Raw genomic sequence first — 21,828 nt, 5'->3', positions numbered from 1 at the left:
CCCCCCTGTCGTGGGCTCGCAAGGATGATCTGTCTTGGGCGACGTTTTTCAGGAGTTAGCCAATGGAGTTGCAATCATGATGACCAGCACTGCCAAACCTTCCAAACACCTGCGTGGGCTGAAACTGGCTGCCCTGGCGCTGGGTACCAGCTTCATCCTCGCCGGCTGCGCCGGCAAGCCACCGACCGAGCAATACGCGGTCACGCAGTCGGCGGTCAACAGCGCCGTCAGCGCTGGCGGCACCGAATTCGCCGCCGTCGAGATGAAAGCGGCGCAGGATAAATTCAAAGAGGCCGAACTAGCCATGCATGACAAGCAATACGACAAGGCCCGCATGCTCGCCGAACAGGCCGAGTGGGACGCCCGTGTCGCCGAGCGCAAGGCCCAGGCCGCCAAGGCCGAGAAGGCCGTACAAGACGCTCGCGCCGGGGTCCAGGACCTGCGTGAAGAAGGCCAGCGCAGCGTGCAGCAGCAGTAAGCCGCGCCCAGCCATCGCCACTCGTATTCGATCAAAGGATGAAGACCATGCGTAAACAATTGATGATCCCTGCCCTGTTGGCCGCCAGCGTCGCTCTCGCTGCCTGTGCCACCAAGCCCAACCCGAACCTGGAGCAGGCTCGCACCAACTTCCAGGCCCTGCAGGCGAACCCGAAAGCCAGCCAGGTGGCGGCATTGGAAACCAAGGATGCATCCGACTACATGGACAAGGCCGACAAAGCCTTCCTGAACCACGACGACAGCCGTGACGTGGACCAACTGGCCTACCTGACCAACCAGCGCGTTGAAGTGGCCAAGCAGACCATCGCCCTGCGTACCGCGGAGGCCAACCTGAAAAACGCTGCTGCCCAGCGTGCCCAGGCCCGCCTGGATGCCCGTGACGCGCAGATCAAGCAACTGCAGGACAGCCTGAACGCCAAGCAGACTGACCGCGGTACCGTGGTCACCTTTGGCGACGTACTGTTCGACGTGAACAAGGCCGAGCTGAAATCCAGCGGCATGATGAACGTCAACAAGCTGGCCCAGTTCCTTCAACAGAACCCAGATCGCAAGGTGATCGTCGAGGGCTACACCGACAGCACCGGCACCGCCTCCTATAACCAGAGCCTGTCCGATCGCCGCGCCGGCTCGGTGGCCACTGCCCTGGTGAAAATGGGCGTGGACCCAAGCCGCGTGGTGTCTCAGGGCTACGGCAAGGACTACCCAGTGGCCGACAACACCAGCGTGTCTGGCCGGGCCATGAACCGTCGGGTGGAAGTGACCATTTCCAACGACAACCAGCCGGTGGCGCCTCGTTCGTCGGTCACCTCCTCGAACTGATTCACCTCGGCTCAACGTGCCGGCCCCTGGGCCGGCACGTTCGTTTCAGGCGTGGGGTTCCTGCTACGGCGTGATGCAGTGCACCGCCTGTGTGCGGCTATCCACCAATACGCCACTCAGGCCCTTGTGCCGGGTATCGAACAGCACCAGCACACCGTCGATGCACTGGGCCACTTCGTCGGCCGGGGTAGCGGACACCTTGTAGTCTTCGCCCGGCACCGTCTTGAGCAGGGTGAACTCACTCAGCAGCAAGGCGTCTTCGGGCTTGGCGAAGTGCAGGTAGCCGTAGTACCACAGGCAGGCCACGGTGGCGAAGATGCTGCCGATCCCGGTGAGGATCAACGGGATCGCATTGCGTTCATCATTCATGGGGCGGCTCAGGCTCGGGGTAGTTGGGCACTTCGCCCAGACGGCGCAGGCCGTTGAAGTGTGAGGGGTCTTGCAGGAAACGCAGCATCACCGTACGCCAGGTGGGGTCGGCGAAGGTCTGCACATGGCCACCACGGGTCAACTGCAATACCCGCGGCGGCGGTGCTTTCTTGTAAAGCTCGATACCATTGGCCAGGGGCACGATAGGGTCGTCCATGCTCTGGAAGAACAGCATGGGCGTGCCTTTCAGGGCGTCGATGGCGTACAGGGCACTGTCCCCGTCGGGCACCAGCCATGACAACGGCACTTGCAGCGGCCAGGTCAGCCAAGAAGTACTCAAGGCGAACTGACCCACCCCGCGGTAACTGGCCGGCACGCCATCGAACACCATCGCTTGCAGGCGCTGACGCTGGCGCGGGTGATCAGCCAGGTAATGGATGCCCATGCCCCCCCCAGGCTCTGGCCCAACAGCACCAGCGGCTTGCCCTGCACGTCAGGTTGGGCGTCCAGCCATGCGAAGGCGGCGTCGATGTCCTGGTAAATGGCTGGCAGGCTCGGTTCGCCCTCGCTCAGCCCGTAGCCGCGATAGTCAAGCAGCAGCACCTGGTAGCCCTGCTCCGGCAGCCACCAACTGCCACCCAGGTGCCAGGCCATGTTGCCGCCGTTGCCATGCAGGTGCAGCACCGTCCCTTTGACCGCTACACCGGCCTTGGCTGGCAGCCACCAGCCGTGCAGGCGGGTGCCGTCGGCGGCGGTGATGGTCACGTCGCGAAACACCAGGCCGGCCTTGGCCGGTGTGAATGGCTGGTCCTTGACCGGGTAGAACAGCAGCGAACTGCAGCCGCCCAGGCTGGCCAGCAACCCCAGCACGGCCAGCGCGCGCAGCAGCGCCTCAAAGGATGTTCGAATAGTCCGCTTCAATGCGATCCAGGCTCAGGTGGTTGAGGAAGTTGGAGAAACACATCCACGCCGACAGCGCGTTGAGGTCACGAAACTGCTCGGGCAGGTATTTGGGCGGGGCCACCAGGCCTTCGTCCACCAGTTGGCGCAAGGTGCGCATGTCTTCCAGGGTGGTCTTGCCGCAGAACAGCAGCGGTATCTGTTCCAGCTTGCCCTTGCGCACCGCCAGCTGGATGTAGTTGTAGACCATGATGAAGCCCTTGAGGTAGGACAGGTCCTTGGTGAACGGCAGGCCGTTGGGCACCGAACCGCGAAACACGCGGCTGGCATTGCCGTAGCTCTCAGGCATGCCGAAGCCCTGTTCGCGGAAGAACTCGAAGATCTGCAGAAAGTCGGCCCCCTCCTCCACCATATGGATGGCCCGGGTACGGTTGGTCAACTTGCGCAAGCGGCTGGGGTACGAGGCGAAGGCGATCACTTCCATCAGGATCGCCAGGCCCTCCTGGGTCACGGTCGACGAGGGCGGGCCCTTGGACAGGAACGTGCAGATGGGCTGGTTCAGGCCGTTGAGCGTGGTGCCCACGTGCACCAGCCCCTCATGAACTTCCAGGGCGCGGACGTCACGCTCGTTGAACAGGGCGTCGCTGCGAATCTTGATATAGTCCGCGCCCGCCGCGGCGTCGGCGACGATACCGTCCGACTCGAACACCCGGATGGTCCCCTCGGCCTCGCCGAAGGTACGGTTCAGGCGGCTTTGCAGCATGCCCACGGCGTCCTTGGCGGTGAGGGTCTTGGGTTCGTCCTTGAGGTCGCCGCGGCCGTCGATGTTGTTCAGGTAGTCGGATAGCATCAGGCCGAGGTCGGCCAGGGTCGGGTCACCGGCGTGGAAAGCATCGGACGCCGCGCCGTACAGCTCCTGGGAAATCAGGCCGAAGTCCTCGGTGCCGCGCGCTTCGAGCATGCGCACCACCATGCGGTACTCCTTGCACATGCGCCGCATGATCTGGCCCACGGGGTTGAACTGGCCGAGCTGGCGGGTGATGTCGCGCTCGATATTCTGGAATTCCAGCTTCACGGCACTGGAGTCGAACGACAACGGCCGATTCTGGTAATAGGCGCGGTCAACGACTGGCATGGCCTTGCCCTTGGCCTTGAGAAACTCCTGGCGGATGCTGTCATCCCACTTCACTGCGTCCAGCACCCGGATAGGTGCCTGGGCCAACACGATGCGATCGGACAGGCCACGTATCGTCTGCTGGTACTCGTCCACCGGCAACTCCTTGTCTGACTAGCGTTTTGACGGGGCCCGGGTATAGCGGGCCATTTCCACGAAGACGTCCGAGTTGGCCGGATCGTCCAGGTAGGCGAATACCTGGGGCAGGTCACTGGCGACCCGCACACCTTCACCGTCTTTCGTTTCCACGGTCGCGCCGTTCAGGGCGTGCTGCTGCAACGCCTGCTGAATGCGCTCGACATCGAGGTTATAGACCACCAGCGCGCCATCATCGGTCAACTCGAACCCCACCAGGGCGTATTGCCCCCCGTATTGGGCCGGCATTCGCGCCGACGCATACCACCGGCTGCCATGGCCGGCCACGGTGAAATCGACGACGTCGCGGGCCTGGCCCGCCGGGGTGCTGATGGCGGTGTAATGGTCCGTGCCCTGGCGCTTGATGCGCAGGCTCAGGTGCTGGCCCCAGGCGTCCTTGCTCACCCAGCGGCCCACCAGTGCCGCGGGGGCCGTCTGCCCGGCAGGCAGCGGTTCGTCGAAGCTGACCAGGCAACCGCCCAGCAGCAACGACGACACGGCGATCAGCAACAGGCGCCAGGCTTTCATCAAGCACTCCTTGGGGTGATGGGGCCCAGGTCAGGCCGAGGCCAGCACCAGGTGCATGTAGCGGTTGAGGATGGCCAGCATATCGTCGTCGGCCATGGGGGCATCGCCGTCGAGCAGGCCCTGATATTCCATGCGGCCGATGATGGCCGTCAACACCTTGGCGTCCTGGTGGGGTTCGCGTGAGCCCAGCACTTCCAGCAACTGGCAGGTGCCCTGCAACAATATCTGCTGGTGCGAACGGACCAGCTCGGCCAGGCGCGGGCTCAACAAGGCTTCCTGGCGGAATGCCTGCTCGGCCATCAGGTACTCGCGACGGGTGACCAATTGGCGGTGCACGTAGTCGGCGGTCATGCGGGCGATATCATCGGCCAGCGCAGCGCGGGCCGCCGGGCTGCCATCGTTGCGCGCCATGGTCTTGCGCAACAGGTCCTCGGTGGTGGCCCACAGCTTGGCCATGTACGCGGCGCTGCGCTCCACGTACTGGGCGAAGGTATCGGTGAGCAGGTCTTCGATATCCTTGAAATAGTAGGTGGTGGCCGACAGCGGTACGCCGGCTTCAGCGGCCACGGCCCGGTGCCGAACCCCACGTACGCCATCGCGTACGACAATGCGCATGGCCGCGTCGAGAATCTCCTGGCGACGCTGTTCACTTCCCTGGCGGCTGGCCTTGCGGCCCTGATACTGGACACTTTCCGCCACTGCTGTCGCTACACCGGCAGCACCTTGTTGAGCCATTGCAGGAGTCACTACCCTATTCCTCTTGTTGAAACCGATCCGTCGGTGCCGATGCAACAACTGGCTTCACCCCGCGCCCACGGAGGGCGTCTACAGGCAGGCAGTTGTCTGCTCGGCCATCTGTGAATTGTACCCATAAAAAAGCCGCCCCGAGGGGCGGCTTGTTCGACTGCGGTCAGGCCTGCGGGCGCATGTGCGGGAACAGGATGACGTCGCGGATCGACGGCGAGTTGGTCAGCAGCATCACCAGGCGGTCGATGCCGATGCCTTCACCGGCCGTTGGCGGCATGCCGTATTCCAGCGCGCGGACGAAGTCGGCATCGTAGTGCATGGCTTCGTCGTCGCCGGCGTCCTTGTCGGCCACCTGGGCCATGAAGCGCTCGGCCTGGTCTTCCGCGTCATTGAGCTCGGAGTAGGCGTTGGCGATCTCGCGGCCGCCGATGAACAGCTCGAAGCGGTCGGTGACGTTCGGGTTGTCGTCGTTGCGACGGGCCAGTGGCGACACTTCGAACGGGTACTGGGTAATGAAGTGCGGCTGCTCCAGCTTGTGCTCGACCAGTTCTTCGAAAATCATCACCTGCAGCTTGCCCAGGCCTTCGAAGCCCAGCACCTTGGCGCCGGCTTTCTTGGCGATTTCGCGGGCCTTGTCGATGTCGGTCAGGTCAGCCGCGGTCAGTTCCGGGTTGTACTTGAGAATCGAGTCGAATACCGACAGGCGCACGAACGGCTCGCCGAAATGGAACACCTTGTCGCCGTACGGCACGTCGGTGGTTCCCAGGACCAGTTGGGCCAGCTCGCGGAACAGCTCCTCGGTCAGGTCCATGTTGTCTTCGTAGTCGGCGTGGGCCTGGTAGAACTCGAGCATGGTGAACTCGGGGTTGTGCCGGGTCGAAACGCCTTCGTTACGGAAGTTGCGGTTGATCTCGAAGACCTTCTCGAAACCGCCGACCACCAGGCGCTTGAGGTACAGCTCCGGGGCGATACGCAGGAACATCGGCATGTCCAGCGCATTGTGGTGGGTTTCGAACGGCTTGGCCGCCGCGCCACCTGGAATGGTCTGCAGCATCGGCGTTTCCACTTCCAGGAAATCGCGCTTCATCAGGAAGCTGCGGATGTGGGCGATGACCTGCGAACGCACACGGAAAGTCTGGCGCACGTCTTCGTTGACGATCAGGTCAACGTAACGCTGACGGTAGCGCTGTTCGGTGTCGGACAGGCCGTGGTGCTTGTCCGGCAGCGGGCGCAGCGACTTGGTCAGCAGGCGCACGTTGGTCATTTCCACGTACAGGTCGCCCTTGCCCGAACGGGCCAGGGTGCCTTCGGCGGCGATGATGTCGCCCATGTCCCAGGTTTTCACCGCGGCCAGGGTTTCTTCGGGCAAGGTCTTGCGGTTGACGTAGACCTGGATGCGACCGGTCATGTCCTGGATCACCATGAACGAGCCACGGTTGAGCATGATGCGACCGGCAACCTTCACCGGAATAGCCAGGCCTTCCAGTTCTTCCTTGGTCTTGTCGACGTACTGCTTCTGCAGGTCGGCTGCATAGCTGTCACGGCGGAAGTCATTGGGGAAGGCCTGGCCCTTGGCGCGCTCGGCAGCAAGCTTTTCCTTGCGCAGGGCGATCAGGGAGTTTTCTTCCTGTTGCAGGGCTTGCGGGTCGAGTTGTTGGTCGCTCATGTCTTGAAAAATTCCATCACGGGTTTGTTGCCCCCGCCTTGCGGCGGGGATCGCGGGCGAATGCGCCCCGCAGGGCGCTCGCCTTACAGGCCTTGCTTGAGGCTTGCTACCAGGTATTCGTCGATGTCGCCGTCCAGCACCTTGTCGCAGTCACTGCGTTCGATGTTGGTGCGCAGGTCCTTGATGCGCGAGGCATCCAGTACGTACGAACGAATCTGGTGGCCCCAGCCGATGTCCGACTTGCTGTCTTCCATGGCCTGGGAGGCGGCGTTGCGTTTCTGCACTTCCTGCTCGTAAAGGCGCGCCCGCAGCATTTTCATGGCGGTGTCCTTGTTCGCATGCTGGGAACGTTCGTTCTGGCAGCTGACCACGGTGTTGGTCGGCACGTGGGTGATACGAACCGCCGAGTCGGTGGTGTTCACGTGCTGGCCACCGGCACCGGAGGAGCGGTAGGTGTCGATGCGCAGGTCCGCGGGGTTGATGTCGATTTCGATGTTGTCATCGATTTCCGGCGACACGAACACGGCCGAGAACGAGGTATGACGGCGGTTACCCGAGTCGAACGGGCTCTTGCGCACCAGGCGGTGCACGCCGATCTCGGTGCGCAGCCAGCCAAAGGCATACTCGCCCTTGATGTGCAGTGTCGCGCCCTTGATACCCGCCACTTCACCGGCCGACAGCTCCATGATGGTGGTGTCGAAGCCGCGCTTGTCGGCCCAGCGCAGGTACATGCGCAGCAGGATGTTGGCCCAGTCCTGGGCTTCGGTACCGCCGGAACCGGCCTGGATGTCCAGGTAGGCGTTGTTGGCGTCCATCTCGCCGCTGAACATGCGGCGGAATTCCAGCTTTTCCAGCGACTCGCGCAAGCGGTCGACTTCTTCACTGACGTCGGCGACGGCGCCTTCGTCTTCTTCCTCGGCAGCCATCAGCAGCAGGTCCTTGGCATCGGCCAGGCCTGCGGACATTTCGTCCAGGGTGTCGACGATCTGGGCCAGCAGCGAACGCTCGCGGCCCAGGTTCTGCGCATACTCGGGGTTGTTCCAGACTGCCGGATCTTCAAGCTCGCGGTTGACCTCGGTCAGACGCTCATGCTTTTGATCGTAGTCAAAGATACCCCCGAATGGTTTCGGAGCGCTCGGACAGGTCCTTGATGGTGTTCAGGATCGGGTTGATTTCCATGGCGGGCAGCACTCGTACGTAACGTGTCAAAAGCCGGAGAGTATAACGCACTCGCGCCCCTGAGGCAGCCCGCTGGGCGGCAAACTTGCGACATGAACCTGCCGAGCCCGCCCGGCCCTGCAAGCGGGCGGCTCAGTCGCTGATACCGACCTGATTGCGGCCGTTGTGCTTGGCCTGGTACAGGCCCTTGTCGGCCGCCGAGATCAATTGCCGGCAGTGGCTGCCGGCCTGGGGCACCTGGGTGGACAGGCCGATGCTGACGGTCAGGTGCGCGCCTTCGCTGGGGGAAATATGCGGGATTTTCAGGGCGGTGATGCTCTGGCGCAGCTTTTCCGCCACCAGCCGCGCACCGCCGGGCGAGGTGTTGGGCAGCACCAGGGCGAACTCTTCGCCGCCGTAGCGCGCCGGCAGGTCGGTGGAGCGGCTGCAACTGTCGCGGATGGCGTCGGCGACACGGCGCAGGGCCTCGTCGCCGTCCAGGTGGCCAAAGCTGTCGTTGAACGACTTGAAGTAGTCGACGTCGATCATCAGCAGCGATAGCTGGGTCTGGTCACGCAGCGCGCGCCGCCATTCCAGTTCCAGGTATTCGTCGAAGTGGCGGCGGTTTGACAGGCCGGTAAGGCCGTCGGAGTTCATCAGCCGCTGCAGCACCAGGTTGGTGTCCAGCAACTGCTGCTGGCTGACACGAAGGGCGCGGTAGGCCTCGTCGCGCTGCAGCAGGGTCTGGTAGGAGCGCGAGTGGTAGCGAATGCGGGCCACCAGCTCGATGGTGTCCGGCAATTTGACCAGGTAGTCGTTGGCCCCGGCGGAAAACGCCGCGCTCTTGACCAGAGGGTCTTCCTTGGTGGACAGCACGATGATGGGGATGTCCTTGGTGGCCGGGTGGTTGCGGTAATCGCGCACCAGGGTCAGGCCATCCAGCCCCGGCATCACCAGGTCCTGCAGGATCACCGTCGGCTTGAGCCGCACGGCCTGCTCGATGGCCTGGTGGGGGTCGGCGCAGAAATGGAAGTCGATATTGGTTTCGCTGGCCAGGCCACGACGCACCGCTTCGCCGATCATGGCCTGGTCGTCGACGAGCAGCACCATGGCCTTGTTCTCGTCGGTGGCCTTGAACTCTTCGATCTGCAGGTCAATCATGCGTTGTCCACCCGGTCACTGCCTGTATGTCGGCATGGCGTGCTACTTGGAGTCATGGCTGAAAAATTTCCATCAGTCTGGGAGCAATACGCTCCAGTGGGCGGATTTCCACCGCCGCATCAATGGCCGCTGCCGCTTTGGGCATGCCATACACCGCACTGCTTTGCTGGTCCTGGGCGATGGTCAGGAAATTCTGCTGGCGCAACAGTTTGAGCCCTTGGGCGCCATCGCGGCCCATGCCCGTCAGCAATACGCCAACCGCGTCACCGCGCCAGAAACGCGCGACGCTCTCGAAGAACACGTCGATGGATGGACGGTAGATCTCGTTCACCGGCTCCTCCGTGTAGGCCAGCGTGCCGTCGTTGAGCAGGCGGATATGGTGGTTGGTACCCGCCAGCAATACTACGCCAGGTTGCGGCGGTTCGCCCGCCCTGGCAAGCCGCACGTTCAGGCCCGAAGCCCCGGCCAGCCAGTCGGCCATGCCCGCGGCGAACACCTGGTCCACATGCTGCACCAGCACAATGGCCGCAGGAAAGTTTTTCGGCAAGCCCTTGAGCAGTACTTCAAGTGCTGCCGGCCCGCCGGCCGAGGAGCCGATGGCCACCAAGCCGCTGCGCTGGGTGCCGCTGCGCAAGGGTGTGGGCACCGCCTTGACGGGCGTGCCGCGCTGGCCGATCAGCCAGCCGATGTTGAGGATCTTGCGCAACAGCGGCGCGGCGGCATCGCGAGGGTTGCCGGCACCCAGCGCCGGGGTGTCGACCACGTCCAGGGCCCCGTGGCCCATGGCTTCGAACACCCGATGCACATTCTGCTGGCGATCGACGGTGACGATGACAATGGCGCACGGCGTGGCGGCCATGATCTGGCGCGTGGCCTCAACGCCATCCATGACCGGCATGATCAGGTCCATCAGGATCAGGTCGGGCAGTTGCTCGGCACAGCGTGCCACAGCCTCGGCGCCATTGGTGGCGACCCAGATCACCTGGTGCGCCGGCTCGAACGCCACGGCCCGGCGCAAGGCCTCGACGGCCATGGGCATGTCGTTGACGATGGCAATTTTCATCCCTGGGCACTCCCGATCAACTCCACCACGGCGTCGAGCAGGGCGTCGTCGTGGAAACTGGCCTTGGCCAGATAGTAGTCGGCGCCGGCGTCCAGGCCACGCCGTCTGTCTTCTTCACGGTCCTTGTAGGACACCACCATTACCGGCAGCGATTGCAGGCGGCTGTCGCGGCGCACCAGGGTCACCAGTTCGATGCCATCCATGCGTGGCATGTCGATGTCGGTGATCAGCAGGTCGAAATCCTCGCCGCGCAGGGCGTTCCAGCCATCCATGCCGTCCACCGCCACCGCCACGTCGTAGCCGCGATGGCTGAGCAGCTTGCGCTGCAGTTCACGCACGGTCAGCGAGTCGTCCACCACCAGCACACGCTTGCGCGCCTGCTCGACGCCGCGCTGGTTGCGCCGGTCGATGCGTTCCAGGCGCCCGGTATTGAGCAGTTTTTCCACCGAGCGCAGCATGTCCTCGACGTCGATGATCAACACCACCGAGCCGTCATCCAGCAGGGCGCCGGCGGAAATGTCCTGGACTTTGCCCAGGCGGGCATCCAGGGGCAGCACCACCAGGGTGCGTTCGCCGATGAAGCGCTCCACCGCCACGCCATAAATGGCGTCGCGCTCCCGGATCACCACCACCCGCAGGGAGTCACCGCCCCCCTGCCCCGCCGGACGCTGCAGCAGTTGGCTGGCGGCGACCAGGCCCACGTGGCGGCCTTCGTACCAGAAGTGCTGGCGGCCTTCGAGCTGGACAATGTCTTCGGCCGGCAAGTCCAGCGTGTGCTCGATATGGGCCAGCGGAAACGCATAGGCTTCGTCGCCAACCTCCACCACCAGGCTACGCACCACCGACAGGGTCAAGGGCACTTCGATGTGAAAGCAGCTGCCCTGGCCCTGCACCTGGGTCAACACCACCGAGCCGCGCAACTGACGCATCATGTGCTGCACCGCGTCCAGCCCGACACCGCGCCCGGAGACTTCGGTGACCTTGTCGCGCAGGCTGAAGCCCGGCAGGAACAGAAACGTCAGCAACTCTTCTTCGCTGAGCTGGGCCGCGGTCTCGGCGGGCGACAGGTTGCGCTCGACAATGCTGCGGCGCAGGCGCTCCAGGTCGACGCCGCCGCCGTCATCGCTCAGTTCCAGCACCAGCAGGCCGGCCTGGTGCGCGGCGCGCAGCAGTACCCGGCCTTCGGCGGGCTTGCCGGCGAGCAAGCGCTGTTCAGGGCTTTCGATACCGTGGTCGACAGCGTTGCGCAACAAGTGGGTCAACGGCGCTTCGAGCTTTTCCAGCACATCGCGGTCGACCTGGGTTTTCTCACCGTCGATATCCAGGCGCACCTGTTTGCCCAGCGAGCGACCCAGGTCGCGGACCATGCGCCCCTGCCCGCCCAGCACGTCGGCGAACGGCCGCATGCGGCAGGCCAGGGCCGTGTCGTAAAGCAGTTGCGCGCGCTGGCTGGCCTGCCAGCCGAACTCGTCCAGTTCGCTGGTCTGGTACACCAGCATTTGCTGGGTTTCGGCCAGCAAGCCCTGCACCAGGGTCAGGGCGTCGTAGACCTCGTCGGTCTGCTGCGTGGCCTGCAGGTGCTCGCGCAGGCCGTCCAGCGCCCGCTGGCTTTGCCCCTGCATGCGCTTGAGGCGCTGCATGGTGGCCAGGTAAGGCTTGAGCCGCTGGGTTTCCACCAACGACTTGCTGGACAGGTCCAGCAGGCTGTTGAGCCGCTCGGCGGTGACCCGCAGCACCCGCTCGCCACCCTCCACCGCGCCCTTGGCGCGGCGTGGCTCCGGGCCCGGCACGGTCTCGGGCAGCGCTTCGGGTTCGGGCTCCAGCGACGCCGGCGGCGCTGGCGCCTCGACAACCGGAGCGGGTGGTGCCGGGGGGCGCGCAGGCGGCGGCAGCGCCGAGGGGTCGAGCAAGCCGGTCATGCGCACCGAATAGGCGGCGATGTCCTCGGCGGTGGGCGCACCCTCAGGGCTGGCGATGCGCATCAGCAGGTCGGTGCCGTGCAACAGGGCGTCGATGTGCTCCGGCGTCAGCAGCAGCCGGCCTTCCTGGGCGCTGACCAGGCAATCCTCCATCACATGGGCGACGCTGACCCCGGCATCGACGCCGACGATCCGCGCCGCGCCCTTGAGCGAGTGGGCCGCGCGCATACAGGCTTCCAATTGCTCGGCCTGGGTGGGGTTGCGCTCCAGCTCCAGCAAGCCGGCGTTGAGCACCTGGGTCTGGGCCTCGGCTTCCAGGGCAAACAGCTCCAGCAGCGAGGCATCGCGCATTTGCTCTGGGGTCATGTCAGGCTCCGGGAAACGGCATCGAGCAGTTGGGTCTCGTCCAGCACCCGCACGCTGCGCCCCTTGAAGGGCAGCACTGAACGGGTGAAGCGCGTGCCGGCCTGCCCAGCGGCCTGCGAAGCCTTCTCCAGTTCGCCGAGGTCGATACGGTGAATCCCGTCCACTTCATCCACCGGCACCACCACCGAACCACCGGCGGCCGCCAGGATCAACAGGCGCGGGACGATACGCGCAGAGGTCGTCGGGTTGACACTGACGTCCACGCCCAGCAACTCGGCCAGCGACAGGCTGGGTACCAGCGCGCCACGCACGTTAGCCACGCCCTGCAAAGCCCGCGAGCGCTGGTGCGGCAGCGAGTGCACGGGCTGCATCGGGGCAATTTCCACCAGGCAGCGGGTGGCCAGGGCCAGCCATTCTTCAGCCAGGCGGAACACCACCAGCGAGCGCGACGCCACTTGCCCCGGGGTTTGGGCCACCTCGCCGTGCAGGGTGTCGCGACTCAGGGAATAGCGGTCCAGCAGGCGCACGGCGGCCGCCGCGTACACCTGGCAATTACGGCAATGGATATGGTCGGCCAGCAAAGGGCACGACTTGTCACCGTGGATACCGATGCGGTTCCAGCAATCGTCAATCGCTTCGCCATCCCCTTGGATGACATCCAGCGAAGCCAGGCCAATCATCGTTTACGCTCACTGTCGGCGGTACGTTCACTGCGCGCGGCGCGTTCCTGCAGGCGGCGGGCGCCCACGCTGTCGCCCTGGGCGGCCAGCAGCATGGCCAGGTGCGCCAGTGCTTCAGGATGCTGCGGCTGCAGGTACAGCGCCTTGCGATAAAAATCCTGGGCCTTGCGCGCATCGCCACCGACATCGTTGAGCAAACCGAGCCAGTAGAATGCCTGTGCATCAGGCCCATGGTGCTTGAGGTAGGCGTCGCAGGCCTGCATGGCCTCCAGGCGCTTGCCTTCGTTGGCCAGGCTGGCGATCTGTTCGAGCGTCACCTGTACTGCTTTTTCGGCCGCGGGCGGTTTCACTTGAGCTACCGGAGGCAAGGGCAGTGAAGGGCGCGCACGCACCGGCGGCGCAGCGGGCCGGGGTGGCGCCACCGCTCGCACCGGGGCGGCGGGTTCAACGGGGGCCGGTTCGGTGCGCACAAAGGCGAACGACTGGGGCACGCCCAGCGGGCGCATGCCCAGGCGCGCCAGCAGGCTACCCTCGGCAGGGCCGATGAACAGCACGCCGGCCGGGTCGTTGAAGCCCTTGAGCACCTCGAAGACACGGCGCTGGGTGTCCACATCGAAATAGATCAACAGGTTGCGGCAGAACACGAAATCGTAGGGTGCCTCACCCTTGAGAAGGGCTGGGTCGAGCACATTGCCCACGTGCAAACGAACCTGCTGATGCACCCGCGCGAGCAGGCAATAACCGTCGTCCGCTGCTTCGAAGTAGCGATCGCGGAAGCTCAGGTCGCTGCCGCGGAACGAATTGCGGCCATATACGCCGCGCTGGGCCTTGGCCACGGAAATCGGGCTGATGTCCACGCCATCGATGGTGAACGACGCCGCACTGATGCCCGCGTCGAACAAGGCCATGGCGATGGAGTAAGGCTCCTCGCCAGTGGAACAGGGCAGGCTGAGGATGCGCAGTGGCCGGGTAGCCTTCAGCTCCAGCAGGCGCGCCTGGGCCACACGGACCAAGGCAGCGAAGGTTTCCGGGTAACGCATGAACCAGGTTTCAGGCACGATCACCGCTTCGATCAGGGCCTGCTGTTCGGCGCCACTGAGCTGCAACACGCCCCAATAGCCGTCCAGGTCGGCGGCACCGCTGGCGGCGCAACGCTGGCGCACGGCGCGCTCGATCATGGGGGCGCCCACCGAGGCCACATCGAGGCCGATGCGATCACGCAGGTATTTGAAAAAGCGGGGGTCGTTGTCCATCACCCATTTCCGTCCGTGAGCTGCTCGGCCCATCGGGGGGCGAACAGCAGGTCGCGCACGCGCTCATCGAGCAGGTCCTGCACGCCTACCCACTGCAGCAAACCGTGCTCGTCCTCGCGCACCGGCCCCAGGTATGGCGCCTCTCGGTTGGACACGCCATAGGGGCGAAAGTCTTGCGCTGGGCAACGCAGGGTTTGCGTGGCGTGCTCAAGCACCAGCCCCAGGCGCTGGTCACCCTGCCCCGGCCCGGTGTGGTAATGCACCAATACCAGACGCGTGCTGGTGCGCTGGGAGGCCGGGGTGCCGAACATCAACTGGCTCACGTCGACCACCGGGACTATCCGCCCGCGGTGGGCAAAGATACCGGCGACCCAGGCGGGAGCCTGCGGCACCGGCTTCAACGCCACACAGGGCAGCACCTCGCCGATGTCGGTGGCGGCCAAGGCAAAGCGCTGGTCTCCCACCCGGAACACCAGAAACAGTTTGCCCTGCGCGGCAGGCGCAGCTTCATGGGGCCGCAACGGTGCGCTCATCAGACTTTGAAACGCGAGACGCCACCGCGCAGGCCTGCCGCCACCTGGCTCAGCTCGTCGATGGCAAAGCTGGCCTGGCGCAAGGACTCGACGGTCTGGCTGCTGGCGTCGCCCAGCTGCGACAACGCATGGTTGATCTGTTCGGCCCCGGTCGCCTGGGCCTGCATCCCCTCGTTGACCATCAGCACCCGCGGCGCCAGGGCCTGCACCTGCTGGATGATCTGCGACAGCTGGTCGCCGACCTGCTGCACCTCGAACATGCCGCGGCGCACTTCTTCGGAGAATTTGTCCATGCCCATCACGCCGGCCGACACCGCCGACTGGATTTCGCGCACCATCTGCTCGATGTCGTAGGTGGCCACCGCGGTCTGGTCGGCCAGGCGCCGCACTTCAGTGGCGACCACGGCGAAGCCGCGGCCATATTCACCGGCCTTTTCGGCCTCGATGGCAGCGTTGAGCGACAGCAGGTTGGTCTGGTCGGCCACCTTGACGATGGTCACCACCACCTGGTTGATGTTGCTGGCCTTCTCGTTGAGGATCGCCAACTTGGCATTGACCAGATCGGCGGCGCCCATGACCTGGTGCATGGTGTCTTCCATGCGTGACAGCCCCTGCTGGCCGGAACCGGCGAGCATCGACGCCGCATCGGCGGCGGAGGTGACCTCGGTCATGGTGCGCACCAGGTCCCGGGAAGTGGCGGCGATTTCCCGCGAGGTAGCGCCGATCTCGGTGGTGGTGGCAGCGGTTTCCGTGGCCGTGGCCTGCTGCTGCTTGGACGTGGCGGCGATCTCGGTCACCGAAGTGGTCACCTGCACCGAGGAACGTTGGGCCTGGGACACCAGGGCGGTAAGCTCGGTCATCATGTCGTTGAAGCCGGTCTCGACCATGCCGAATTCGTCCCGGCGCGACAGGTCGAGGCGGGTGCTGAGGTCACCGTTGCGCATGGTTTCCAGAATCTTCACGATTTTCTGCATCGGCTGCATGATCGCGCGCATCAGCAACAGGCCGCAGATACCGGCGGCGATGATGGCCAGCACCAAGGCGATGCCCATGGTCAGCTTGGCGTCGCTGACCGCCTGCGAGCTGGCCTGGGAAGCCTGCTCGGCCGCGTCACGGTTGCGCTCGATGAGGGTGTTGAGCTGCTTGCGCCCGGCGATCCACGCCGGGGTGAGCGCATCATTGAGCAGGTCCTGAGCCTGGGTGAAGTGTTTCTGGTGGTAGGCATCCAGCACTTTGGCCAGCACCTGGACATATTCGCCGTTCAAGCGCGCGAACTCGGCGAAGTTGGCCTTGTCTTCGGCGTCGAACACGGTTTTCTGGTAGTTGGTCATCTGCTCGGCCAGGCGGCTGGCAAAGCCCTTGTACTGCTCTTCGTCGGCAGTGACGTACTCGCGCTGGTAACTCAGGCCAACCAGTTGCTGGGTGTAGACATAGCTGTCCACCCAGGCGCTGCGGATCATGGAACTGTAATAGACACCCGGAACGCTGTCGGTACGCACCGTCTGCTGGGCATCGTCGATAGCCTTCAGGCGCGTATAGGAAGCGACCACCATCAACAGCATGATGGCGATAATCACGGCGAAACTCGCCAGAATCCGTTGGCGCAATGTCCAGTTCTTCACAGTCATCCCTCGAGAGTGCTACGTCTACCGGCGAAATGGGGCGAGTATAGCCCAGCGATAACCCTGCTGACTGTGTCGTTTTTAGCTACTTTCGTACTTCTTTCCGACACACTGCGGCGCGTCTTCGCACAAAACTGCTACCCCGTCTCACCTGCCCCCGCAGGGACATTGCCGCAGGCCAGGCGATGGTCTATGGCGTCGATGACCGGCGCGAACAAAGCCGCCGGCAGGCAGGCCACGGCCTCGCGAATGGTGCGCAGAAACGCCGGCGTGGCCGTGCGCGTTGCACGCATGACCCACTTCGCCGCCGCTTCGGGGTTGCCGCGGCGCACCAGCATGGCGGCGTAGCTGCATTGCCCGCGAAAATCCCCGGCCAGCGCCGAGCGCTGAAACCAGTTGAAAGCAAGGTCCGCGTCGGCCTCGCCGACCCAACCTTCCTCATGGAACCGCCCCACCAGGTTCATGGCCTTGGCATGCCCGGCGTCAGCGGCGCGCTGGTACCACGCCAACGCCTGGGGCATGTCCCGGGCCACGCCGCGGCCCTGGCTCAGCAGGTTGGCGTAGTTGTACTGGCCCCAGTCCAGCCCGCGCTCGGCGGCGGCGCGATAATGGCGCGCCGCGCCGGGCAGATCAGGCGCGCAGCCCCAACCCAGCTCCAGGCAACGGCCCACCATGTTCAAGGCCGCCAGGTGCCCATGCCCTGCCGCGATCCGGAACCAGCGCAAGGCCAGCACCGGATCGCGCGCAAGGCCATGGCCGTCGAGCAACGCCTGGCCCAGGCGGGCCTGGGCCTCCAGGTTGCCCGCGGCGGCCTGGTCCAGCAACAGGCGGGCAACGGCGGGGCTGCCCTGCACGCCAAGGCGCAGGACCAGGTCGGCCAGCATCAGAAGCGATACTCGGCGGTGACCGTCGCGCCGCGGCCATCACCCGGTAGCCCGTAGCCGCGGCTGTTGTATTGGGTGAAGTAACGCTTATCGAAGAGGTTGGTGACGTTCAGGCGCACATCGATGTCCTTGTTGATGGCGTGGGTGAAGGCCAGGTCGTGAACCACGTAGTCAGGCACGGTGGTCTTGTATTGCGCCGAGGTTACCGAGTCGGCACCTGTGCCGGTACCGGTGTAGATGTCGACGGTGTCGACGTAGCGCACGCCATAACTGAAGGTGTTGTCGCCTGGCAGTTTCCAGGTATTCCACAGGCTGATGGTGTGTTTGGGCGTGTTGGCAATGCCAATGCCGTCTTCAGAGCCATCGGTGGCCGCCTTCAGGGTCTTGCTGTTCTGATACGCATAGCCGGCGTAGACCGACCATTTGTCCGTGATGTTGCCCACCACGCCCAGTTCGAGGCCGCGCACGCGCTGCTCCCCGCCCACGTTGAGGGTGGCGCCGGTGTCATCGTCGGTGTAGGTCAGGTTGCGTTTGGTCTCGTACAACGCGGCGGTAAGGCTCAGGTTTTCGTTGAGCACGTCCCACTTGGTGCCCAGTTCGATGGTTTTGCCGCGCTGGGTGCTGTCGCCGGTGCTGGTGCCGGTCTGGGCGACCGCCGTCAGGCTGCTGGGCTGGCGGGCGTTGGCGTAACTGAGGTAGATACTGCCCTCTTCCACCGGTTTGTAGACCAGGGCGGTGTGCACGCTGGTGAGTTTCTCGCTGGCCGATGAAGTGCCATTGTCCACCCAGGCCGCGGTCTGGCTGCTGCGCGAATAGCTGCTGGTGATGCGCGAGTCGTAGTGATCCTGGCGAGCCGCGAGGTGCAGCTCCCACTGCTCGTCGAACTTCAGCGTGTCGAGGGCGTAGAACGCCGCGTCGGTCTGCTCGGCACCGATTTCGGAACTGATGTAGCTGTCGGCTGAGTAGGGGTACTTGGACCAGTCGTTGCTGGCGGACGTCAGGTTACCCATCTGCGCGGCGTCGGCGGCGGTCAGTTTGCCGGTGTCGGACTGCAGCGTCTGCTTGCTGTACTCGATGCCGGTGACCAGGGTGTGGCCGATGCCGAACGTATCGAAACGCCACGTCAGGTTGCTCTGGTCGCTCCAGGTGGCGTTGGTCTGGTTGCGCAGCGGCGTGTTGATGTTGCGACGGTACACGCCTTTGTTGACCTGCACACCCGGGGCAGGGCTATTGGCGCCGTAGTAGGTGCCGCCGGGGGTCGTGACGAAATAGTCATGGTCCAGGTGGAAATAGGTGAGCTGGTTGTCGAAGGTGACGTTGTCATTGAAGTCGTGGGCGAACCTGAGGTTCAAGCGGTGCGACTCGTTGTTTTCCTTGTCCAGGTTGCGCCAGCCCCAGTAGCTGCTCCAGCTGCCCAAGCGGTGCGGGCTGCCGCCGTACTGGCCGTCGACGGTCGGGATGCCGTAGTCGGTGTTGCCATTGTCGTGCAGGTATTCGTAGGCGATGGTGAAACGGGTGTCGGTGCCCAGGCCCAGGGACAGTGACGGCGCGAAGCCGTTGCGCTCGCGTTGAACCCAGTCGCGGCCGTTCTCGCCGCCCTTGTAGCCGACGACGTTGACGCGAAACGCCGCGCCGTCGCCCAGGCCATCGAGGGTGTGGTTGATGTCCAGGGTCGAGCGTTTGTAGTTGGCGGTGCCAACGCCGACGTCGAGGGTGTCGGAGTTTTTCAGCTCCGGACTCTTGGTCACCAGGTTCACCGCGCCACCGATCGCGCCTACCCCCCACCCCGAACCGCTGGAGCCCTTGAGCACTTCCACCTGCTCGGTGTTGAACAGTTCGGCGTGGGTGTATTTGGCCGGGTCGCGCACGCCGTCACGGTAGATGTTGCCGTCGGCGCTGAAGCCGCGAATGTTGATGCTGTCCCCTACCCCGCCACCGCCTTCACCGGAGTTGAAGGTGATGCCTGGTACGTTGCGCAGCACGTCCTTGAGGTCTTGAGCGTTCTGCTCTTGCAGCACGCGCTGGGGCACCACGCTGATGCTTTGCGGCGTATCGCGCAGCGCTTCGGTGAATTTGCTGCTCGACAACTTCTCGGTCTGGTACGGCGCGGCGTTGTCCTGGGTCGCGTCGATAACGGTAGAGCCCAGCTGCAACGTGTTGGGCACCTGGTCGGCGGCGTAGGTCATGCTGCTCAGGGTGGCGACGGCCATGCCCAGGGTGAATTCCAGGCGAGGTGGGTGGGCGGATTGACGGCTCATGGGGTTCTCGTGGGAGGGGCCAGCAGGTTAAAGTAAACAACAATGATTCGCTTTTGCGCATTGTGCGATAACCCTTCTCAAGATCTTGTTAAGAAGATTTCACCTTCGACACACTTATTACATGTGGCCCGCCATGCACATTCTGGTCATCGAAGACGACCTGGTTATCCTCGACAACATCACCCGTTACCTGACCCGCCGCGGCTACATCGTCGACTGCGCCGAGAACGGCGCGCAGGGCCTGGAATTGGCCCGGACCGGCGACTTCGACCTGATCGTGCTCGACCTGATGCTGCCGCGGCTGGACGGTTACACCCTGTGTCGGCACCTGCGTGAACAGAGCGGGCGGCGCATTCCGGTGATCATGGTCACCGCCCGTGACACCCTGGAAAATCGCCTGGAAGGCTTCGAGGCCGGGGCTGACGACTACCTGGTGAAGCCGTTCGCCCTGGCGGAACTGGCGGCGCGGGTAAACGCGGTGTTGTTACGCGCCAGCCCGGCGCAGAAAGCCGTGCTGCAGGTGGGCGACCTGTACCTGGACACCACCACCCTGGCCCTGACGCGCGCCGGCCAGGCGCTGAAACTGCCACCGGCGCCCTTGCGCCTGCTGATGGCTCTCATGCAAGCCAGCCCTGCCGTGGTAGCCCGGCGCAAACTGGAAGAACTGTTGTGGCATGACTCACCCCCCGACAGCGACAGCCTGCGTACCCATATCCATCAACTGCGCCACGTGGTCGACAAGCCCTTCCCCCACGCCCTGCTGCGCACCGTGCATGGCATCGGTTACCGGCTCGCCGCCGATGCGTGAAGGGCGCCGCCACAGCCTGGGCCGGCGGCTGATTCTGATCTATGGCCTGGTCAGCCTGCTGACCGGCGCGCTGGTGCTGGGCCTGTCGAATTTCAGCCTCAACCGCCTGGAGATGAGCCTGCAGGAAATCGACATGGGCATCGCCATCGAGCGGGTACGCGAGGAAGTCGCCAACGGCGGCGAGGGCCGGCCCGGGCGCTTCTTCGTCGGCGCGCCTGGCTCGCAGCGTTTCCCGGCCGACCTGCGGCCACTGGCACCCGGCTTCTACAAACTCATGCGCGGCCAGCGGCTGTGGCACGTGCGTGTGCTGGATGAGGACAACCAGCGCTTCCTGTTGATGCGCGACTACACCGACTACGAACATACCCAGACCACCCTGGTGATGGTGGGCCTCATCAGCCTCGGCGGCCTGGTGGTACTGGCCGTGCTACTGGGGCTGGTGACCACCCGGCGCCTGGTACGGCCCATCGAGCGCCTGGCCGCACGCATGACCATGCGCGCCAGCCTGCCGCCGTGCAGCCGCCTGGCGACGGACTTCCCTGCGAACGAAATCGGCACCGTGGCACGCGCCTTCGACGAGACCTATAACCACCTGGAACTGGCATTGCAGCGAGAGCGACTGTTCACCGCCGACGTCGGCCATGAACTGCGCACCCCCATGATGGCCGCCCTGAGTGCCTGTGAAGTGCTGCGCGACGAAGAGCCCCTGAGCGCTCCTGCCGACGCGCAACTGCAGCGTATCGAAGCCTCGATACAGGACATGCGCCAACGCCTGGACACCTACCTGATGCTCGCCCGCGGCGAAGGCGACTGCCTGGGTTTCCCCCACGCCAGCCTAGCCCAGGCAGTGGATGAGCAATGGCAGGGGTCATGCGAACGGGCACAACGCCTGGGCCTGGCGCCAAGGTTGGAACACCTGCCTGGCGCCACCACGCCGCCAACCTACCCCCTGCCCTTGCTGCGCACGGTGTTGGGCAACCTGCTGCGCAATGCCCTGCAATACGCGGGCACCGGCAGTGAACTGCTGATCCGGGTCGGCGACACCTGGGCCGAAGTGCAGGACAGCGGCCCCGGCGTGCCCGCGCATCAGCATGAAGCCATCTTCCTGCCCTTCACCCGTGGCACGCAGCCCAGCGTCGATAACCTGGGGCTGGGGCTGTCGCTGGTCAAGCGCATATGCCTGAGCCAGGGCTGGGCCATCAGCGTGTTGTCCCCGCCCGGTGGCCCTACCTGCTTCAGACTGGACTGCGCACCGGCGCTTCAATAACTGGCAACCAGACTGATACG

19 protein-coding genes and 1 pseudogene are annotated in these 21,828 nt (G+C 64.6%); 4 read left to right on the top strand and 16 right to left on the bottom strand.

Features of this window, described 5'->3' with window-relative positions; translation table 11 throughout:
- The first annotated feature begins 76 nt into the window (after positions 1-76).
- Complete coding sequence (locus HWQ56_RS06205; RefSeq protein WP_158155700.1) at positions 77-478, top strand: DUF4398 domain-containing protein; 402 nt, start codon at positions 77-79, stop codon at positions 476-478.
- A 47-nt stretch (positions 479-525) separates the two neighbouring features.
- On the top strand, positions 526-1,317 hold the full coding sequence (gene lptF / locus HWQ56_RS06200) for a lipotoxin F family OmpA-related lipoprotein LptF (RefSeq protein ID WP_158155698.1): 792 nt from the start codon (positions 526-528) through the stop codon (positions 1,315-1,317).
- Positions 1,318-1,380: 63 nt separating this feature from the next.
- On the opposite strand, the gene HWQ56_RS06195 is transcribed toward lptF, so the two are convergent.
- The 16 genes and pseudogenes from HWQ56_RS06195 to HWQ56_RS06120 form a co-directional block, all read right to left on the bottom strand.
- Entirely contained in the window at positions 1,381-1,686 is a 306-nt protein-coding gene (locus tag HWQ56_RS06195; RefSeq protein WP_158155696.1) for a PA3694 family proteiin, read from the bottom strand.
- Positions 1,679-2,607, bottom strand: a pseudogene (locus HWQ56_RS06190) (alpha/beta hydrolase). Before HWQ56_RS06190 ends, HWQ56_RS06195 begins: the two are co-directional and overlap by 8 nt.
- Positions 2,579-3,856, bottom strand: coding sequence for a flavohemoglobin expression-modulating QEGLA motif protein (locus tag HWQ56_RS06185; RefSeq protein WP_158155694.1), 1,278 nt, complete (start codon positions 3,854-3,856; stop codon positions 2,579-2,581). The pseudogene HWQ56_RS06190 and the gene HWQ56_RS06185 overlap by 29 nt, the downstream one beginning before the upstream one ends.
- A gap of 18 nt (positions 3,857-3,874) precedes the next feature.
- Positions 3,875-4,423 carry a hypothetical protein gene (locus tag HWQ56_RS06180; protein ID WP_158155692.1) on the bottom strand — a complete coding sequence of 183 codons (549 nt, stop codon included), beginning with the start codon at positions 4,421-4,423 and terminating at the stop codon, positions 3,875-3,877.
- A 30-nt stretch (positions 4,424-4,453) separates the two neighbouring features.
- A complete protein-coding gene (locus HWQ56_RS06175; RefSeq protein WP_176570038.1) occupies positions 4,454-5,158 on the bottom strand; it encodes a TetR/AcrR family transcriptional regulator in 705 nt (234 codons plus the stop codon).
- A gap of 175 nt (positions 5,159-5,333) precedes the next feature.
- Positions 5,334-6,836 (bottom strand): lysine--tRNA ligase, encoded by a 1,503-nt coding sequence (gene lysS / locus HWQ56_RS06170; protein WP_158155688.1) that lies wholly within the window; start codon positions 6,834-6,836, stop codon positions 5,334-5,336.
- Between the two features lie 83 nt (positions 6,837-6,919).
- Positions 6,920-8,015, bottom strand: a protein-coding gene (gene prfB / locus HWQ56_RS06165) for a peptide chain release factor 2 (RefSeq protein ID WP_158155686.1) whose coding sequence is annotated in 2 segments (ribosomal slippage) — positions 6,920-7,942 and positions 7,944-8,015 — 1,095 coding nt in all. Because the reading frame shifts where the segments join, the coding sequence is not laid out codon by codon here.
- Positions 8,016-8,147: 132 nt separating this feature from the next.
- Positions 8,148-9,155 carry a response regulator gene (locus tag HWQ56_RS06160; protein WP_158155684.1) on the bottom strand — a complete coding sequence of 336 codons (1,008 nt, stop codon included), beginning with the start codon at positions 9,153-9,155 and terminating at the stop codon, positions 8,148-8,150.
- Between the two features lie 52 nt (positions 9,156-9,207).
- On the bottom strand, positions 9,208-10,218 hold the full coding sequence (gene cheB, locus HWQ56_RS06155; RefSeq protein ID WP_158155682.1) for a chemotaxis response regulator protein-glutamate methylesterase: 1,011 nt from the start codon (positions 10,216-10,218) through the stop codon (positions 9,208-9,210).
- Positions 10,215-12,503 (bottom strand): hybrid sensor histidine kinase/response regulator, encoded by a 2,289-nt coding sequence (locus HWQ56_RS06150; RefSeq protein ID WP_176570037.1) that lies wholly within the window; start codon positions 12,501-12,503, stop codon positions 10,215-10,217. The genes cheB and HWQ56_RS06150 overlap by 4 nt, the downstream gene beginning before the upstream one ends.
- The gene (locus tag HWQ56_RS06145; RefSeq protein ID WP_176570036.1) at positions 12,500-13,183 is read right to left on the bottom strand and encodes a chemotaxis protein CheW; all 684 of its coding nucleotides are present in this window, start codon (positions 13,181-13,183) and stop codon (positions 12,500-12,502) included. Before HWQ56_RS06145 ends, HWQ56_RS06150 begins: the two co-directional genes overlap by 4 nt.
- Positions 13,180-14,436 (bottom strand): CheR family methyltransferase, encoded by a 1,257-nt coding sequence (locus tag HWQ56_RS06140; protein WP_176570035.1) that lies wholly within the window; start codon positions 14,434-14,436, stop codon positions 13,180-13,182. The genes HWQ56_RS06145 and HWQ56_RS06140 overlap by 4 nt, the downstream gene beginning before the upstream one ends.
- Positions 14,436-14,969 carry a chemotaxis protein CheW gene (locus tag HWQ56_RS06135; RefSeq protein ID WP_176570034.1) on the bottom strand — a complete coding sequence of 178 codons (534 nt, stop codon included), beginning with the start codon at positions 14,967-14,969 and terminating at the stop codon, positions 14,436-14,438. Before HWQ56_RS06135 ends, HWQ56_RS06140 begins: the two co-directional genes overlap by 1 nt.
- The gene (locus tag HWQ56_RS06130) at positions 14,969-16,591 is read right to left on the bottom strand and encodes a methyl-accepting chemotaxis protein (RefSeq protein WP_158157799.1); all 1,623 of its coding nucleotides are present in this window, start codon (positions 16,589-16,591) and stop codon (positions 14,969-14,971) included. The genes HWQ56_RS06135 and HWQ56_RS06130 overlap by 1 nt, the downstream gene beginning before the upstream one ends.
- Positions 16,592-16,728: 137 nt before the next feature.
- On the bottom strand, positions 16,729-17,475 hold the full coding sequence (locus tag HWQ56_RS06125) for a tetratricopeptide repeat protein (RefSeq protein ID WP_176570033.1): 747 nt from the start codon (positions 17,473-17,475) through the stop codon (positions 16,729-16,731).
- A complete protein-coding gene (locus HWQ56_RS06120) occupies positions 17,475-19,733 on the bottom strand; it encodes a TonB-dependent receptor (protein ID WP_176570032.1) in 2,259 nt (752 codons plus the stop codon). Before HWQ56_RS06120 ends, HWQ56_RS06125 begins: the two co-directional genes overlap by 1 nt.
- 133 nt (positions 19,734-19,866) lie before the next feature.
- Here HWQ56_RS06120 and HWQ56_RS06115 point away from each other — a divergent pair, with 133 nt between their 5' ends.
- Positions 19,867-20,541, top strand: coding sequence for a response regulator transcription factor (locus HWQ56_RS06115; RefSeq protein WP_158157796.1), 675 nt, complete (start codon positions 19,867-19,869; stop codon positions 20,539-20,541).
- A complete protein-coding gene (locus HWQ56_RS06110; protein ID WP_209008703.1) occupies positions 20,507-21,808 on the top strand; it encodes a sensor histidine kinase in 1,302 nt (433 codons plus the stop codon). Before HWQ56_RS06115 ends, HWQ56_RS06110 begins: the two co-directional genes overlap by 35 nt.
- Positions 21,809-21,828: the final 20 nt, after the last annotated feature.

The sequence above is a fragment of the Pseudomonas eucalypticola genome, from assembly GCF_013374995.1.
Taxonomy (GTDB): domain Bacteria; phylum Pseudomonadota; class Gammaproteobacteria; order Pseudomonadales; family Pseudomonadaceae; genus Aquipseudomonas; species Aquipseudomonas eucalypticola.
This window is presented reverse-complemented; position numbering and strand designations above follow the sequence as displayed.